This window comes from Vibrio sp. QJM3NY_39, from assembly GCF_057785895.1.
This window is the reverse complement of sequence record NZ_CM173506.1, coordinates 636668-654499: the sequence shown is the minus strand read 5'-3', so window position 1 is coordinate 654499 and position 17832 is coordinate 636668. Positions and strand designations below refer to the sequence as shown.

The following is a 17832-nucleotide window of genomic DNA, read 5'->3' as shown; positions in this document are numbered from 1 at the left end:
AACCACTTGCAATTATGTATGTCTAAATATACAGTGCACACTATCACCGGGGCAAAAACCGGATATCAATTGAGAAATATGGTGCACAAATTGAATACCTCCCATTATATCAAAGAGTTAAGAGATAGACTTGGTTTAGGGCAGCGCGAGCTAGCAAATTTGATAGGCCTAGGCAAAGACGGCGAACGAACAATTCGTGGTTGGGAAGCTGGAGAGCATAAACCTTCACCTCTAAAGTGGGGTAAAATTATCGACCTAGAAGATGAAATGAAAAGGTTCTACGATAATGCCCCTTTAAAACAAGGAAAAATAGAAGACGCAAGCTTTCGTTTTATCGATCTTTTTGCTGGTATTGGTGGTATCCGCTACCCATTTCAGCAGTTAGGCGGTCATTGTGTTTTCACCTCAGAATGGGATAAATTCGCCCAAAAAACTTACTTAGCTAACTATGGCGACATGCCAAATGGTGATATCACCAAGATCTCAGCTGAAGAGATCGATGATCATGAAATCCTTTTAGGTGGTTTTCCATGTCAAGCCTTCTCTCAAGCTGGTCTAAAACAAGGATTTAGTGATACACGAGGGACGATGTTCTTTGAGGTCCAGAAGATTTTGGCTGTGAAGAGGCCCAAAGCTTTTTTACTTGAAAACGTCAAACAGCTCAGAGGGCATGACAAAGGTCGAACACTAAAAACGATTATGGATATCTTACAAGGGGAGCATGAACAACAGATCCCAGAAGATGTGCCTATGAGTGAAGAAGCACGACGAGCGTTGCAAGATGAGTTGAACTACTGGGTTGATGTACGCGTACTACGAGCAGGTGACTTTGGTGCACCTCAGAACCGAGAACGAGTATTCATTATTGGTTTTGATAAGGACCAGTTCCCAGGCGTAAATTTCGACGATATGTTCAATTGGCCTGAACCACCAAAGACACCAACACGTGTTGGAGACATCCTACAAACGCCAGAGGAATTGGCTGCAGATTATTCTGAGCATGGTAAAGACCGTTTTACTATTTCAGATAGACTATGGGAAGGACATCAAAAGCGAAAGGAAGGACATAAGACCAAAGGCAACGGGTTTGGTTATTCACTTTTCAATGCAGAGAGTGAGTACACGAATACCATCAGTGCTCGATACTATAAAGACGGTTCAGAGATATTAATTGACCAAGCTCACCTCAATAAAAACCCACGCAAGCTAACACCACGTGAGTGCGCTAGGTTACAAGGTTTTCCTGAGAGCTTTAAGGTTGATGCCGTTTCGCAAAACCAAGTATATCAACAGTTTGGCAACTCAGTTTGCATGAATGTAATACATGCTGTAGCTAAACAAATGGTTAGCACACTATCAGCCGCCGACCAGTTGATGGGTGGTAAACGTCAAGCTAATTAAGTCCCTTGAAAATAAGCCCCTAATTGGGGCTTATTCTTCATTAAAAATTTAAAGTACTTCTTCTTTGAAGGTCTTGCTCTAGTAGAGCTTTAATATCGTCACCTAACTCTGATAACGGTCGGAAAAAACCTGTTCCATTGATATTAAGGGGTCCAGCCCCACCCGACTGGTTATAAAAAGCACAAACTTCTGCATAAGTAGATGTATTTTCATTATGCTGTTCCTCTGTCACGGCAACATCTGGTAGATAAATAGCCAGAAAGCCTGCCTTTTTAAAGTTTCTAACTTTGTACTGAGATGTAAACTCTGACGGTTCCTCGAAAAAACCAACACCGACTAGATCATTGGAGAAGCCTGATGCAAGAAGGCGTTCTCTCGAATACCCTGATTTCACAGAAAACCAAAGATTATTAGGCAAAGACATTAGTACAAAGTCCCCATAGGACCTAGTGTCATCTTGATTGGTTTGAAAAATATCTGGACTCGTTGAGACTGTTTCTATCGCACGTTTAAGCAGTTCTTCAGATAGAGAACCAAGGACAGATACTCCTCCCTGAGCTTCGTTATTTCCTTGATCTTCTTTCTGCAACCTAGTCCAACGCTCCTCATGCCTTGATCTAAGATCTCTTTTAAAGTCCGATATATTTGAAAAGTCTACAACTTCTCGACGAAGAACCGAGAGGGCTTCTACTTGATGAGCCGCTCCTGGGTGAATATTTTTTAAGAAAAGAGCTAACTGAGGGACTTTAGCCAAAATTTTGGTCTTAATGCGTTTTCTAGACAGGTTAGGATCAGAATGCCCATCGCAGAGATCACAGTCATAAAAGAAATCACTACTAACCTCCGTACATATTTCTAGGTACAATTGAGACAACTCAACTTTATCCTGAAGGCGGTCCACTAATTGGACAAATTGCACCTGAGTAGGAAAAGGTTGGAGTACACTAATCGAGTCAAATTGAGAACGGTCCATCTTAAAAACCCATAAAAAATCAAAACCTTAATATCTCATACTAAAAAAGATCACATTACATTGTTTAATCGACCAATATCTCATTTCCTAATACTTATTTAGTACCTATTCTTAGTAACTTAGAGTGAAGGCTACAAAATAATATCACCCCTCATCAGTAAATTTTAATATCAATATAACGTACTAATATATTCCCAATCAGCACTCACTCTTAAAAACAACAACGGCGCTGATTGCCCTGAAAATGTAATTGCACTCTGTCCGACTTGCCATCGTAAAGCGCACTACTCAGTGGAAGCTGCAGATTTCAATGCGAAACTCATCGAGAAAGCACTAAAGATTGAAGAGAACCTGTTGTAAACATTTCCTTCAGGCAAAAGAAAGGCTCGCATGACTAGTGCGAGCCTTATGCAGTTTAGGGGGTAAACCACAATCTAGTTTAATCTTAAGATTAATTATTTAACTTATGAGCCATTATGCACTTGTGCGCATTGATATTCTATTTTTAAATGATTCACTGCAATTAATCAATCGATAAAAGTTAGCGTTTGGTCAATTTAAACCACATAAATAACAGTGATTTAGTGAACGGCGTCTAGAAAATCATCATAAAACCTATAGAAATCAGATTTATAGGCTTCTCATTTGCCAATAACCCTCACCATTGGTTGCGAGCTGACTGTGTAAATAATCAAGCGTATCAGCAACCTGTCCGGCAATGCCTTGCGGTGGATTGAACAACAGTAAACCACTACCGATCAGGCGATCATCACCCTTAGGATCTCGAAGGCGAAGCTCCGACTTAATCGGACTTGGCAGCAAACCATCTTTCACTGCGGTCACACAGTGGTTCAAAATCAGTGAGCTCTTGTCATCCGTGTAGAGCGGGTACCAAATTAGTGCAGATACTTTCTCCGACTGCTGATATGCCTTAACTAAGGCATCAATCACCGCGAGATATTCTGAATCGGTTTCATAGGGTGGGTCGATAACAATCAGATGATGATTGTCATGTTTAGCTACGTCATCAGGTAACGCTTTAAGCCCATCACCTGCGCTAATCGTAAGCTTGCTTGAAATACCTAAGTTACACTGTAACCTCTCGATATTGGTTTGCAGTAAATCAGCTTCATCTTGCTGAATGTCTGAAAAATAGAAGCTATCTTGGCTGCGACCTTGTTGGTAAGTGATGGCCGCAGAGCCGGGGTACAAAGAGATAATTTGATTCGGATTGTAGTATTCCAGTACCGACATAAAAGAAGCGAATGCCGGAGGAAGATAAGCCTTATTGCGCCACAAGTACCCGACCCCTTCAGCAAACTCACCTGCATGATTACTTGGTGCGGTGGTGAGGTCATAATACCCTGTACCTGAGTGCGTGTCGATAACATTGAGACGTGAATGCTGCTGCATTAATGACTGAACAAGTGCACTCAATACTGGATGCTTCAGTGCATCACCATGGTCGCCTACATGACATTGATGTCGATATTCCATTCCCTTGCCTCATTTCTACTAACGTCATCTAAACATACTTCATATCACACGCAGTTGCCTATTCAATCCATCGTTTTTTGAAATAGCTTCTCTTTTCGCTAACTGTCTGACTCTTATAAAAAATAAAGCCCTTCGTTTTATTACAAACGAAGGGCTTTACTGACGTTACTTGCTAACTTGTACTGCTAGAGCATAGACAACCTAAGGGTACTCTCCCTCAACTTCTACTGGCGCTTTCACTTGGTAGTGACAAGGCTGTAGGCCAAGTAACTTAGGCAGTGTGATACCTACAGAAACAGAAGACCACGTACCGCTGACAATGCCGACAACCAATGCAATAGCAAAACCTTGCAGCGCTGCGCCACCAAGTAGCCAAAGCGCAGAGACGGTGATTAAAGTTGTTCCTGAAGTCACCATAGTGCGTGAGAAGGTCGCTTTAACCGATTCATTGAGCAGGTTGTCAGTATCACCGTTTGGATTGCCGCGCAGCATTTCACGAACACGGTCAGCAATGATGATCGAGTCATTCAATGAATAACCGAGAATCGCTAGCACGGCCGCTAACACAGTCAGGTTGAACTCAAACTGAGTAAAAGCGAACAGACCCAAGATAAGCGTCACGTCATAGATGATCGCGGCAAGAGCACCAAGTGCCAAACGCCATTCAAAACGTACACTCAGGTACAGCATGATCATTAGGAAACACACCAATACCGCCAAGCCACCTTGGTCAACCATGTCTTGACCCACTTGAGGGCCAACCACGCTGCTGTTAAGCACTTTTACTTGATCACTCACCGATGACAAAGCATCCACTAGGTTTGGCTGTGGCGCGTCTGTCAGTTGGCTGTAACGAATCGTCCAGCGATCTTGTTCTGCCATACCAACCACTTGAACGTCTTGTTGGAAAGCCGTATCAAGTTTTGTTTTTAAGGCGTCTTTAGTCACTTGTTCAGAGAGTTGCACCTCGGCAACGACACCGCCTGTAAAGTCCAAACCCCAGTTAAAACCTTTCACTGCCACCAGCATCACAGAGCTCATGAACAGCACAATAGAGATCATAGACATCACCTTACGAAGGCGAGTCATATTACTGTTTGAAAAATAGCGGTCTGAAATAGTCATTTTTGAAATACTCATGCTTAAATCCTTACATCGTGGCGTTGGTCACGCCCCCAAACCAAATTGATGATCGCTCGTGAAGCAAAAATGCCCGTAAACATACTGGTTAGAAGACCTAAGCCCAGTGTCAGAGCGAAGCCCTGAATCGGACCATTACCAATGGTGTATAGGGCTACAGCAACAATCATGGTGGTGACGTTGGCATCGAAAATAGAAGAGAACGCACTGTCAAAGCCACGATCGATAGAACTCGCAAAGCTGCGCCCTTCTTTCATCTTGTCTCGAATACGCTCGAAGATAAGCACGTTGGTATCCACCGCCATACCGACGGTTAGTACCAAGCCCGCAATGCCCGGCAGGGTTAATACCGCACCTGGTAGCAAGGCAATCAAGCCAAACAATGTGGTCATGTTCACCACCAATGCACAGTTCGCGACCCAACCTAAGCGGCGATACCATAGCGCCATAAACGTCAGAGTAAGACCAAGGCCAAGCGCCAGCGCAGCAAAGCCGTTGGTTACGTTTTCAGCCCCCAGAGATGGGCCAATAGTACGTTCTTCAATGATGGTAACGGGCGCGGTTAATGACCCCGCACGCAACAGTAACGCAAGCTCTTGTGCGTCTGCCAAGCTGCCTGCGCCAGTGATTCTGAAACGGCTACCCAGTTGAGATTGGATGTTTGCTACACTAATCACTTCACTGTCTTGCTTGCTGTTGCCTGCTCTATCACGGCTGTATTCGCTGTAAACAGTCGCCATTGGCTTACCGATGTTATGGCGAGAAAACTCAGACATTTTCTTGCCGCCAGAAGAATCCAGTGTGATGTTTACTTCTGCGCTGCCCATCTCACCAATGCCACTACGAGCATCGATAATGTGTTCGCCACTCAACACAGCCTTGCGGTCGACTACCACGCGGTTGCCGTCTGTGTCCTTCAGCGTTTGAGTGCTGCGCGTTGGGTTGTCGTACACAGAATAGAAAGCAAGTGATGCGGTTGCACCAATCACATCTTTCGCTGCTGCAGGGTCTTGTACGCCCGGCAGTTCAATACGAATACGGCTTTCACCTTGGCGTTGAATTGATGCTTCTGTGATGCCTAGCTCTTCAATACGGCTGCGCATGATTTGCAGGTTTTGTTGAACCGTTAGGTTACGTAGCGTTCTTTGCTCTTCTTCAGATTGGGTTAACGTTAGCGATTTATCTGAACGATCACGTTGCCATTGTGGGAACTCTTCACGAATCAGCTTTTGAGCTTGTTCAAAATCAGCATCAGTGCGGAAATTAAACTTAACTTGGTTGTTCACCACTTCACCACGGGCATAACGCACTTCGCTTGTGATCTCGTCGACCACCGCTTGAGCTTGCGCGTGATAAACCGGAGCCATATCCACTTCTAGCAAGAACTGCACGCCACCGCGTAAATCAAGGCCTAGTTGAATCGGCGCAAAACCCATATCAGTTAGCCATTTAGGTGCAGCTGGCTCCATCGCTAGAGCAACGGTTGCGCTGTCTAGTAGACGCTCATTAAGTACTTCTTTAGCTTTCGCTTGCTGCTCTGCATCTTCTAAAATCACAACTAAGCGTTTGTCTTTTTGAAAGGCTGATGTCGCTTGGATGCCTTCACTCGCGAGATATTGAGTAATTTGAGTGGCGTCGATTGTCTGTTCAGAACGGTTGCTAATTTGAACCGAGGCGTTCTCGCCATACCAAGAAGGTAAAGCACTCAGAACCATAACGATGATAGTGGCGATAAGCACCACGTATTTCCACTTTGAGTAGTGGTTGATTTGTTTTCTTGGAATGCGTTTTTTCACAGTCAAGATCTCTTCTTTTTACCAATCACAGTAAATAAGTGATCGAGCATTTTAACCAGCTAGGGTGACCAGTTATTTACTACGATTGGTATAACTAATGTTTTGCGAACACGATCGATAGCCGAAACCAGAACAAGCTGATTGAACGGTAGTGATGCTAAAGCTGATGTCGCTATGTTTGTCTTGGTTAACTGGCGAGCTTAACGGGCACAAGTGACCATCGATACGACCAATTTGGGGTCAAACGATTAGCTAAGAAGTTCTCGGAAATGCGAGTATTGGATGTTGCCCTCTTTCCACCCCGAAAGCCGGGAGGACGGAGAACTCACAATGCTGGTCCAATGCTGCTTAGTATCCAACATCGGCGTGTTGAAGAGCAGAGAAGCCAGTAGTGATGGGGGAGAGAAATCGATCAGTAGATGATAAGCAGGCTCAAGGTCGGCCACGCTTTCTTGCTCGTTGCTGAGCATACGTCTAAAGGTTACCGCTTGGAGACTCGATTCAGTGTCGTGATAATTGGAACTATCACCTAAAGACGCAGTGTCAAACTGAACCTGATCGCATTCCATGTAGCTCGACGGGTTATCCGCAGCAGCTTGTTTACAAAGATTATTCTGCGAAGGCTGCTCTTGAGCGGAGTGGATTTGGAATGGCTTAGAAGGGAACGAATAGCCGTTAGAATTCACTAAGCCAAAGCTCAGTAAAAACAACATTAAGACTAATCGGGTACCTAATTTAAGCAATCTAATATCCAAACAACATTCTCGTAGATCGCCAATCTACAATACAAATGAAATGCTGTCTTGATTTAAAACATTTTTTTAGAAAATGATACGAAGCAACCGATTAAGCACCCTAGCATTTAGAATTACATTCCTTTAAATACGACCAACAACACGTAATACATTGACGTTATGAATGATGTAAAAAAACAAAAAAGCCAAGCAGTGTGTGCTTGGCTTTGAGTCATCTATTTCTGTTTGCTTATAGCTTATTTATAGCTTTAGGCTTTAGGCTTTAGGCTTTAGGCTTTAGGGCGCATGATATTCTTAACCTTACGGCTATTTTCACCAAATACACGCTGCACAAGTTGATTCATGTCTTCCGCAGTGATCGACCTCGCAACACGCTTAACTTGAGACAACGCTTCGATGTCGTAACCATGAAGTAAATAACGAGATAGGTACCACGCTTGGTCGATAGAGCTCATCTCGAGAGGCGTGAAGTCAGCTTCAAACTGTTTCACTACCGCTCGCATTTCCTCTTCAGAGACACCTTGTAGAAGGTCTGCAATCACCTTATCGATCGCCACTTCCACTTTATCAACGTTCTCAGGCGCTATCATCGCACCAATAACCCACTCATGACTCAGCTCTCTATCTGCAGACGCCGAATATGCATAAGGTGAGTAATCTAAACTCAACTCTTCACGAATATAAGCATCTAAGCGAGTCGCCAGCAGTCGTTCTAGCAAGCTTTCCGTGAAGATATCTTTTGCCGTTACGCCTTGGTCGGTTTCGGTTGCAGGTTCAGAGATGACTCGTAAGACGTACTCTGCGCTATTCACATTGTTGATGGCTAAATCAATGCGTGATTCAGATGGCTGCTTGTAAGCCACCTTAAAGTCAGGAACCTCGGCTTTTTCTAATGGAATCGAAGCCAAGTATTGCTCAACCAAAGGCTTTAATTCACTTGGGTCGATATCACCCACGATCACCAATTGGTTATGTCTCATTTGACCAAACAGCTGCTGGTGAAGATTAGCGATGTCTTCCACAGAAACCGCTTCAACACGTTCTTTATCAACAAAGAGGTGGCCACTGTCCTGACCATAGATGTTCTGGTTTCTTGCGCGTTCAAACTGACCAACAGGGCTGCTCAAGAAAGATTCTTGACCTTGTACAAACTCCTGCTTCACCGCCTCTAACTGCTCGGGAACAATTTTAGGCGCAGTGATGAAGGTATAAAGCGCAGCAAACGTGTCTTCAAGCCCATCTTTGTTAATATTAAATTCAATACCATGACGAGTATTACCAATGAAGGAATCGGCACGAATATTTTCACGATCAAAGTACGCTAAAAGCTCAGAGCCCGTAAACTCACCGGCACCGCTTCGAGCGAAGGTAGGTAACGCAACCTCAACCGCTGGGTACAAGCTCGGATCCAAAGCGGCTTTTCCGCCGAGGCTCATATACATTACACCGACATCATCACCTGCCACATAATCACGCAGGTACCACATATCGATACCATTACTTAACGTCCACTTTTGGATGTATGGGTCTACGGACATTTGTTCAGCAAGTACAACCTCGCCTTGCGAGCTAGGTATAGCAAAGGCACTGGCTGTTCCAATCGCAAGCGGCGGAACTCCCGTCTCGCTATACGCGGCTTTTAAACTATCTAAAGAGTTGATGACCGCTGTTCTGTCTTCGGAATCATCAACACCAATAACGAGGAAGTAGTCATCAGAAAGTAGATTTTTGATGTTGTCGTTGATCACTTCAAGGCTCAAGTTAGCAATGAAGGCTTCCAAACTTACTTGATAGTCGTTCTGTGATTGGACGATTCGTTCAGTGACTAACGCACTCGCTTTGTAGTTCGCATGTTCAACGCTGTCCATTTTATCCCAGTCATGCTCGATGTTATCCAGCAAGTCTTGGTAGTAGTGCTGTTCGCCAACAATATCCGTTTGCGAAACGCCAAAATCACGCAGTGATGCCAATGTAGAAAGCAGATCTTGTTGGATCACTTCACGACCGCCAGCCGGAAACCCAACACTTATTGATGAATAATTCAGAGAGCCCATCTGATAGTTATCAGATGCTATCCATTGAGTCGGCAGCGCTGCATCATTGAATACTGCTTCTAATCGTTGTCGAATCAATAGTTGAGCGGTTTCATCCAACCAGCGTTGATGCTGCTGAGCATGATTTTCAACTCGATTTAAACCTCGGTTAAACGTCAGAGTGATGCTTGGCGCTTCTCTTCCAGCGTACTCAACATAATCATCTTCATTGAACGAGGTCACTTTCTGTTTTTCTGGTCTCGGCGTGTCGCCACGCTCCCAGCTAGAAAACTTTTCTTCAATGAGTGGAAGTACGGTTTTGATGTCCACATCACCTGAAACGACCAGCTCAACTATTTGAGGTTGATACCAAGTCTGATAAAAGTTGGTGATGCCTTGAGGAGTGGCATTCACAATCGACGGTTTAGTCCCTAGCGCATCTTGCGATTGGTACGGGCCGCCTTCAATGAAGTGATCATAAAATATCTCTCCGAATGACTTATCATCGAGGCGAGCCATACGGAACTCACCAAGAACCACGCCTTTTTCTTTATCTACTTCTGAACTTGATAGATCCAGGCCATCACCAATGTCACGCATCCACGTCAAAGCAGACTGCAATTGGATGTTATCTGGCAAATCTAACTGGTAGACCGTCTCTTCATAAGAGGTGTAGGCATTAATATCTGCACCAAAGCTAGCGCCTGCATCTTCGAATAGACGAATCACATCATTTTGAGAGAACTTCTTACTGCCATTGAATGCCATGTGCTCCAGAAAGTGAGCATAACCTTCTTGCTGATGAGTCTCTTGAATTGAGCCCGCGTGCACAACTAAACGAACAGATACGGATTCTTCATGATCTGGATAAACATGATAGGTAAGGCCATTTTCTAGTTGGCCTGATGTCCATGCCGGATCCGGCTGGATTAAGGTTTCGGTGATACTTGATGTTGAACTACAGCCAACTAAGGTGAGGCATACAGCCGCCGCTAAATAATATGTTTTCATAACAACCTCTTAATGTCATTCATCGACAATATACAGATTGAGTTAACGATTATTATTTAATATTGAACCGGATGAGTATCTTTGTGATCTAGATCTTTATTTTATAAATCGCTATACGTTGTGTAAGACCCACTGTACTCGTTTAAAGCAGCGTTTTGATAAGAGCCTAAAACATCCATTTAAACTCGCTTACTCCACATACTTTTAAAATCAATGGCTACATCCCCTTAAGCTAGTTCTCTACATACCTTTAAAGAGCCCTTGCGAAGCGCGGCTGATCGGTAACTTCTCTCCAGAAACATACGCCGACATCTGGCCTGAGAGGCCTTTCTTCACCTTATCAATAGCGGAGACTTTCACCACCACGGAACGGTGGATCTGCCAAAACTCATCAGGATTGAGCTGAGCGATCAGTTCTTTTAGCGACACGCGAAGAATAAACTCTTCTAACGAACCGCCTTGACCCTTTTTAAATATAGACACGTATTTGTCTTCCGCTTTGAAGTAGGCCACATCATCGACGGCGATTAGGTGAATGTCTTCCCCAACACTGGCTTTAAGCCATGTGAGATGTTTCTTCTGCTGTTGATAAAGGGGCTGCGATTGATAAGGAGGTTGAGCTTGCTGTGATGTTGATTGAGATAATTGCTGAAGCTGACTCATTAACGCAGCAATATCAGGCTGCTCAGGCGTGCTACCTGATTGCGTTTGGTTGCTCGACAAGCGCGCTTGAACCTTCTGACAGGTAGCGAGTAGGCGCTCTTCGTTGATTGGCTTCAGTAGGTAATCCATCGCATTGTGCTCAAAGGCTTTGACTGCATATTCGTCATAAGCGGTGATGAATACCACCAACGGCGGAGAGTCTAACTTGTTCAATTGTTTCGCCAGCGAGATTCCATCGAGCTCTGGCATGCGAATATCGAGAAAAGCCACATCGGGCTTAAGCTGTTGAATACTCTGCATCGCCTCTAAACCATTGGTTGCCTTACTGACGATCTCTAGCTCAGGCCAAACCTCAGCAAGGCTCTTGTCTAAATGGTGCCTTAACAGTGCTTCATCGTCTGCGATAATTGCCGTTACGTTCGGCTTTACTGCTAGGTTAGTCATTATTATTCCTTTAAATTCACACTGTAAATCGTCTGTTTGTAATCACTGATCTTAGAGGTTCGGCTCATCGTTCTCAGATCTAGTTTCGCTGATAAGCGGTAATAAGATTGTCGATACCACCCCACCCTCAGCTTGCTCAGTGATCGTCAAGCTAGCTTTCTCACCGTAAAGGGTTTCGATTCGCTGACGAATATTGCTAAGTCCCACACCATGGCCCGCACTAATAGAAGGGGAGTTCAGCCCAGCGCCATTGTCTGCAACTTCAATTTTTAGCTGCTGCGCCTGTTGAGCTATGCGGATATTCACTTGGCCACCCGCGGCTTTAGGTTCGATACCGTGCGTGAGTGCATTCTCGACCAAAGGTTGAATCAAGAATGGCGGAATCACCTGCAAGTCGCTGATGCCATGCGTTTCAATCGAGAACGCTAAGCGCTCCCCCAAGCGTATCTTCTGAATATTAAGATAAGCGTCTAACAAGTCGACCTCTTGTGCGATGGTCGATTGCTCGGTGCGGCTGTTTTTCAAAGTCACGCGCAATAAGTCAGTCAGTTTTTCGAGCATCAACTTGGCTTTCGCGCTATCACTCTCAATCAACACATTGATGGTCGCAAGTGTGTTGAACAAGAAGTGCGGTTCAATTTGGCTTTGCAGTTGCTTAAGCTGACTGAGCACCACCACCTTTTCTTGATCGGCCTGACGACGCTTGGCCACTTCCAATTCGTTATCGGCGCGTAGTTGTTGCTCTCGTGTATAGAAGTAGTAATAGCAAACCGAACAGAAGATCACACCGAGCAAGACTACGGATTTAAGGTCCGAGATATTGGCCCCGAAATATCCGTTCAACCAATAGTGCGCGTTCAAGGTACCAAAGGTCATCGCAATCACCATTGAGATCCCTACATCAAACACCTTTGATTTCCTCTTAAACACCTCAACCAAGATAAAAGAAGAACCCACCGCGCTGTAGCCAAAACCAAAGCTTATCGCGAGATTAACCACAAGATCGCCGCCCCAAATTGTCTGTGTGGTGATGGCGATAACGAAACAAAACAGAGTGGTCAGCGTAAAGCTTTTAATCCATGGAAACTTACTGTTTGAAAAAGTGTTCATTAAAATCGTCCTTTGATATTTAAAAGAATCATATGACTATCGGGTAAGTTGGCGTAAGCAGAATCACTTTTACCGCCTAGAAAGCGTGCAGCAAGTTCCAAATCCAACGATGAATTGCCATTATCTAAAGCCTGATAGTTGAGCCACTGGGTCGCAATAAAGCCGCCGTCTTGAGGAGACAACATCACATCAAATGTCGGCGTGATATCTTCAAACCAGCCATGTGTCGAATCCAAAGACCAGTGAAACATGATGTTGTGTTGAACCAAATTGGCGTGTTGATAACCTTGCGCGTAAGAACCTGCCAGTGATGCTGTCATCGGATTAACCGACAAAGACTCTGCACTTTCTATTGCACTTTGCCATTCAGAATTGCTCCAAGCGCGGCTATCAAACCAATATTCCAAGACCACATTGTGACCCGTGTCATTGGCCCATGTTAGTCCTGCCAACGCTTGATAAGCTTCGCCCTGCTCTTCAAGATAAACCGGTTTAAGCAGTAAGTTAGGCTGACTGTAGCCAAGGCTTTGTCGTTGATAGACCACCGAGCCATGAAACTCCCAAGCGAGGTTCAACACCGACACTAAACTCGCCCCAAGCAAGCCGTGACGTACATCGTCATAATAAGCGACCCATTGATACTCGTGATCACCTACAAGATTGTAACGACGTAAGCCAGCCCCTTGTTGTTGGTTCTGCTTTTCGAATTCATTTACGTCTTGAGAAGTCCATGACGAATCGCTGTAAAGCAGTGTCCATTCTCCCGTCATATCGAACCGTGACGCCGAGGCCACACCCGCGCCCTCTTCTGCGACAATGCCCACCGGGTTTTGTCGATAAGGCTTGATGATGTCTAAAGGACGGTAGCCATAACCCACGCCCCAATCGAGACGAACCTTACCGAGCGTGACATCAAGGTAGTGATCCCCGAAAGCAGAATTAGACAGTTCAACACCACCTTGCCAAAACAACTCTCGTACAATGAATTCAGACTCAAAGGTCGCGTCTTGTTCTTGAGGGTTGTTGCTCACAATATCATTGGCTTTCACTGCGAACAGACCAAGCCAATTGCCATATCCAACCTCTAGATCCAGCAAACCATTAAGTGACTGGCGATTATCTGATGCTAAAGGACTGAATGGCGACTCTCGCGATTCAACCGACTCAGCGCTCAGTTGCCAATCCCAGGCCAAGCTCAGATCGTCTGCTTGAATCGTGTTACTCACACAAGACAAAGCAAGCAAAGTAGTGATTGAAGACTTTATGTGGAATCGGCGATTGGGCGCTCTCATACGATCACCTACAATCCAGATACACTGTTACGCGACAAATAAGCAGGGTTGTAGTATTTGTCTTCCAAGCTTTGTTCTATTACTTCACGATACTCAATCACGGTTTTCTTACTCGGCTGAATCTTATCGAGCAAGGTCATCGATACCACACTTGGCAAGCCATCTCGCACACCTTCAGTAAACCACGCTTGCTTCGCTAACTTTCCTGAACGCAGGTACAAATCCGCTTTAACTGGAAACGATCGGTCTGTCGTTAACCACAGATCAATCGATTGATAGCTGGCACCCTTGGTTTTCGCCGCCAGCTTTAGGTGATGGGTATCAATTGTCTCGCCAGTCGGCATCTCAACCAGTTGATCGGCAACCCACTCACCTTGGTAATCTTCACTCCAAGTGAGTGTCGAGATATCGCCCACCGAGGCTTCACCCAATAACTTTTGCATCGGTGTTATACGAATTGGTCGGCGCGATTTCGGCATCAGTAACCAATAGTTATCTTCAATCATCAGCATCTTTTGACCTGCCTCAACAGCTGATTTAAAGACGACCAATGACTCTCGATTTGGCCTTGTGTAGACATTGTATTCACGGGTTTTATCCAGTTGTTCGTCTTGGTATAGCGCTACCAGAGAAACCACCTTAGAGGCTTGTGCACTGTTCAAGCGGTAGCTATCCGCTTTGGCGATCATCTCAGTGACTTGTTGTGACTCGACAGCCCAGCTTGGCGTCGATGTTACAGTTAGTGCTAAAACCGAGGCCAAAGCCAAAACAGAGCCCAACGTTTTAATTGAACGAGTTAATTTACACATAAGCCAGCGCCTCCGTGATTGGCTTGTTCACGCCTTTACGAGCAGAGAAATAAGCAGCGATTAAACATATTGTCAGCACACCTAAGGTGGCGTAACCAACCAATTCCAATGAGAAGTAAATGTTGAGTGGGTAACCTTCGGTTCTGCCGGGAGGTGGCGGCATTTGTATATCAACCACCAACAGTAGCAACGACACCAAACCACTCACTAGTGCTCCAATAACGCTACCAATCAGTGCCAGCAAACCCGCCTCTTTTAAGAAGCCCGCTACGATTTCAGAGGGGTAACTGCCGAGTGCCGACAAGGTGCCAATTTCACGAGTGCGCTCTGTCACCGACATGGTCATGGTGTTAAACAGCGACACGAACACCACCAATGCCATCACAGCGCCCATGATGCCGAAGATCCGGTCGTAAAGATCTTTAACCTTGGTGTAGAAAAACGCGCGATCTTGCCATGGGGTAATCTCGATCTCTGAGCCTTGATCGTTTTGGCTCGCGCTATTTCGCTCTAAAGCAGTTTGGATGCGCTGTTGAACGGTCGAGGTTTTGCTTGTTTCAAATAGGAACACCGACAAGGTGCTGACTTTATCTGAGGCCAAAAGCTCTTGAGCGGCAGTGATATGAACATATAACTGACGCTTATCCAGCTCAGGAACCCCAGTCGAGTAGATGCCCTGCACCTTAAAATCAAAGGCATTCAATGCGCCGTCACTTGTGGTCGCGAGCAGAGTCACCCAATCCCCTACCGCAACTTTAAGGTTACGAGCCAAGTCAGTACCCAGCATCACTTGTGGTTCTTGACTGTCGTATCTTAGGGATTTCACATCCGACAGGGTTTGCCCGCTGCGTACATCAAGGAAAGGACCTTTCATGTCGAACTCGCGCTCATTGACGCCCGTTCCCATAAAAATGGTCGACTTACTGCCATTAGAAACCAAGCCACTAAAATAGACTCGCGGCTGCACACCACGCACGTCACTGTCGCCAATAATGCTCTTGGTTAGCGCTTGAACGTTGTCCAGACCATTGCTCAGCGGCATGTCTTCATCTTGTTCAAAATAACCCGGCGTGCTCAAAGTAAGGTGGCCAGTATCACGCGCAGTCGATTCTCTCAGTGACTCATAGGTGTAAAGCCCATAACCACCGGCACTGGTCAGTGCAAATACCGCAATGGCGATGATCAACACTGAAAGCAGGCTGCGTCGACCGTTTCTCAATAAGTTCAACCACGCCAAACGCACCGAAGTTGGAAGTAAAAACGTGCTCATTCTTTGTGTTAACTTGCCCATGAGATCGCCTCCGTGGTTGCAGCTTGTGGAGCCAATTGACCATCGATTAACTCAATGATTCTGTCGCAACGCTGCGCCATTCTTGGGTCGTGGGTTGCGACGATAAAGGTGGTGCCCATTTCGTGGCCGAGATCTTTCATAATGTCGATCACAAGGTTGGCGGTGTGGCTGTCTAGGCTCGCGGTCGGCTCATCGGCAATCACTAAGCTTGGGTTGTGGATTAGCGCTCTGGCTATCGCGACACGTTGCTGCTGGCCACCTGAAAGGTTGTCCGGTCGGTGATGAACGTAATCTCCTAGCCCAACACGCTCTAACATGTCCTGCGCTCTGCTCTGTTGTTCTTGCTTAGAGCATTGGTTCAACATCAATGGGTAAGCGACGTTCTCAAGTGTTGTCATTACAGGAACCAGATTAAAGCGCTGAAACACAAAACCCAGCGACTGACGACGAAAACGCGCAGCGGCGATTTGCTCTGTCGGATACGGTTGGCCATCAATATTAATCTGCCCTCGATAATCCATATCCAACAAACCAAGAATATTCAAAAGTGTGCTTTTCCCTGACCCAGACGGGCCGCACAGCGCCACCATTTCACCGCGCTGGATGTGTCCATCGACCCCATTTAATGCATCAACACGTTGACCGCCCGTGACATATGCTTTGCCGATATCTTTAAATTCAATCATTTCGTTGTCCTCTGATTGCCAATCACTCTTAAGCGTTCGCTGCTGTTATTGAGCTTGAGTAAACCGTTATTTAGCTTTCGCAATGAGCGCTTTAGCCGTCATAGTTTCGATGTTGCCAGCATCGGCAGTTTCCATTTTTTCAAGCCACACCTGTGCTTGCTTGAAGTCTTCAGCACGAATCGATGCGGTAATGGCGTAACGGTAAATCCACGATGTCGCAGCGAAATGTTGTTGTTGGAAATCATCTTCAGCGAGTAACGATAGGAACAAGTCATAACCACGATCAAAATGGTTAAACATGTCTGGCAGAGAGGTGTAAGTCACCGCTGCCATGGCGCGAGTTAGGTAAGAATCTGGCAACCCTTGAACACGAGGTTGTTCATGAATCGGTTGGACTTCGTCTTTAAGCAGCACCAGTGATTTATCAATGGTCGATAAGCCCTTCTCCACATACTTCATCTTGTTCCAAGGCAAGAATGCATCACGTCCCATTAAGGTTTCTGTACTGCCTAAGTAAACCAAGGTCAGTGGCGTAGCACCATCTTGTTGTAGCGTGTCATTCAGGCGTTCATAAGCCACCTCAACCAAGTCTTCATTGCCTTGCGCGGCTTGATTGTAGATATCAAGCACGTCTGAACTTGGGTTAGCCAAAGCTAATGACGGTACAAAAGAAACAAGCGCAATCAGTAATGAACGCTTAAGCAGAGAGGTGGTAGAACTTGAATTAAATGAGTGTGAAGTAGTCATGATTTCTAATCCCTTTCAAATGTTGACGTTGAAAGGTTAACTAGAATTTGTCACGCCGTTTTATCAATGCGACGAATGGTAATAACAAGGAGTGAATGGTTTGGAGAGGGTGTGAATGGGAGAGCAGAAGTGGTGAAAGAAAAAGCGCGTGATACCTTCGAAGCACTTTTGCTTACTCGGCATC

At 45.4% G+C, this 17832-nt stretch carries 15 protein-coding genes; 2 read left to right on the top strand and 13 right to left on the bottom strand.

The window, feature by feature from the left end; translation table 11 throughout:
* Window positions 1-18 precede the first annotated feature (18 nt).
* A complete protein-coding gene (locus AC3CHU_RS18820; protein WP_241906890.1) occupies window positions 19-1401 on the top strand; it encodes a DNA cytosine methyltransferase in 1383 nt (460 codons plus the stop codon).
* A gap of 40 nt (window positions 1402-1441) precedes the next feature.
* On the opposite strand, the gene AC3CHU_RS18815 is transcribed toward AC3CHU_RS18820, so the two are convergent.
* A complete protein-coding gene (locus AC3CHU_RS18815) occupies window positions 1442-2374 on the bottom strand; it encodes a hypothetical protein (protein ID WP_488526181.1) in 933 nt (310 codons plus the stop codon).
* A gap of 186 nt (window positions 2375-2560) precedes the next feature.
* Here AC3CHU_RS18815 and AC3CHU_RS18810 point away from each other — a divergent pair, with 186 nt between their 5' ends.
* Window positions 2561-2734 carry an HNH endonuclease gene (locus AC3CHU_RS18810; protein WP_488526350.1) on the top strand — a complete coding sequence of 58 codons (174 nt, stop codon included), beginning with the start codon at window positions 2561-2563 and terminating at the stop codon, window positions 2732-2734.
* Window positions 2735-3004: 270 nt separating this feature from the next.
* Here AC3CHU_RS18810 and rlmJ read toward each other — a convergent pair whose 3' ends face one another.
* The 12 genes from rlmJ to AC3CHU_RS18750 all read right to left on the bottom strand — a co-directional run bounded on the left by rlmJ (window position 3005) and on the right by AC3CHU_RS18750 (window position 17648).
* Window positions 3005-3871, bottom strand: a complete 867-nt coding sequence (rlmJ, locus tag AC3CHU_RS18805; protein WP_488526180.1) for a 23S rRNA (adenine(2030)-N(6))-methyltransferase RlmJ — start codon at window positions 3869-3871, stop codon at window positions 3005-3007.
* 201 nt (window positions 3872-4072) lie between these two features.
* Entirely contained in the window at window positions 4073-5011 is a 939-nt protein-coding gene (gene secF / locus AC3CHU_RS18800) for a protein translocase subunit SecF (protein WP_488526179.1), read from the bottom strand.
* Between the two features lie 2 nt (window positions 5012-5013).
* Window positions 5014-6813, bottom strand: a complete 1800-nt coding sequence (gene secD, locus AC3CHU_RS18795; RefSeq protein ID WP_237290000.1) for a protein translocase subunit SecD — start codon at window positions 6811-6813, stop codon at window positions 5014-5016.
* Window positions 6814-7055: 242 nt separating this feature from the next.
* Entirely contained in the window at window positions 7056-7520 is a 465-nt protein-coding gene (locus tag AC3CHU_RS18790; protein WP_010432361.1) for a hypothetical protein, read from the bottom strand.
* Between the two features lie 311 nt (window positions 7521-7831).
* Window positions 7832-10606, bottom strand: a complete 2775-nt coding sequence (locus AC3CHU_RS18785; protein ID WP_488526178.1) for a M16 family metallopeptidase — start codon at window positions 10604-10606, stop codon at window positions 7832-7834.
* Between the two features lie 240 nt (window positions 10607-10846).
* A complete protein-coding gene (locus tag AC3CHU_RS18780; protein ID WP_488526177.1) occupies window positions 10847-11713 on the bottom strand; it encodes a LytR/AlgR family response regulator transcription factor in 867 nt (288 codons plus the stop codon).
* 51 nt (window positions 11714-11764) lie between these two features.
* Complete coding sequence (locus tag AC3CHU_RS18775) at window positions 11765-12823, bottom strand: sensor histidine kinase (protein WP_488526176.1); 1059 nt, start codon at window positions 12821-12823, stop codon at window positions 11765-11767.
* A complete protein-coding gene (locus AC3CHU_RS18770; RefSeq protein ID WP_488526175.1) occupies window positions 12823-14115 on the bottom strand; it encodes a hypothetical protein in 1293 nt (430 codons plus the stop codon). The genes AC3CHU_RS18775 and AC3CHU_RS18770 overlap by 1 nt, the downstream gene beginning before the upstream one ends.
* 8 nt (window positions 14116-14123) lie before the next feature.
* Window positions 14124-14924, bottom strand: coding sequence for an outer membrane lipoprotein-sorting protein (locus AC3CHU_RS18765; RefSeq protein WP_488526174.1), 801 nt, complete (start codon window positions 14922-14924; stop codon window positions 14124-14126).
* Entirely contained in the window at window positions 14917-16215 is a 1299-nt protein-coding gene (locus AC3CHU_RS18760) for an ABC transporter permease (RefSeq protein ID WP_488526173.1), read from the bottom strand. Before AC3CHU_RS18760 ends, AC3CHU_RS18765 begins: the two co-directional genes overlap by 8 nt.
* The gene (locus AC3CHU_RS18755; RefSeq protein WP_488526172.1) at window positions 16203-16901 is read right to left on the bottom strand and encodes an ABC transporter ATP-binding protein; all 699 of its coding nucleotides are present in this window, start codon (window positions 16899-16901) and stop codon (window positions 16203-16205) included. The genes AC3CHU_RS18760 and AC3CHU_RS18755 overlap by 13 nt, the downstream gene beginning before the upstream one ends.
* 66 nt (window positions 16902-16967) lie before the next feature.
* A complete protein-coding gene (locus tag AC3CHU_RS18750; protein ID WP_488526171.1) occupies window positions 16968-17648 on the bottom strand; it encodes a hypothetical protein in 681 nt (226 codons plus the stop codon).
* Window positions 17649-17832: the final 184 nt, after the last annotated feature.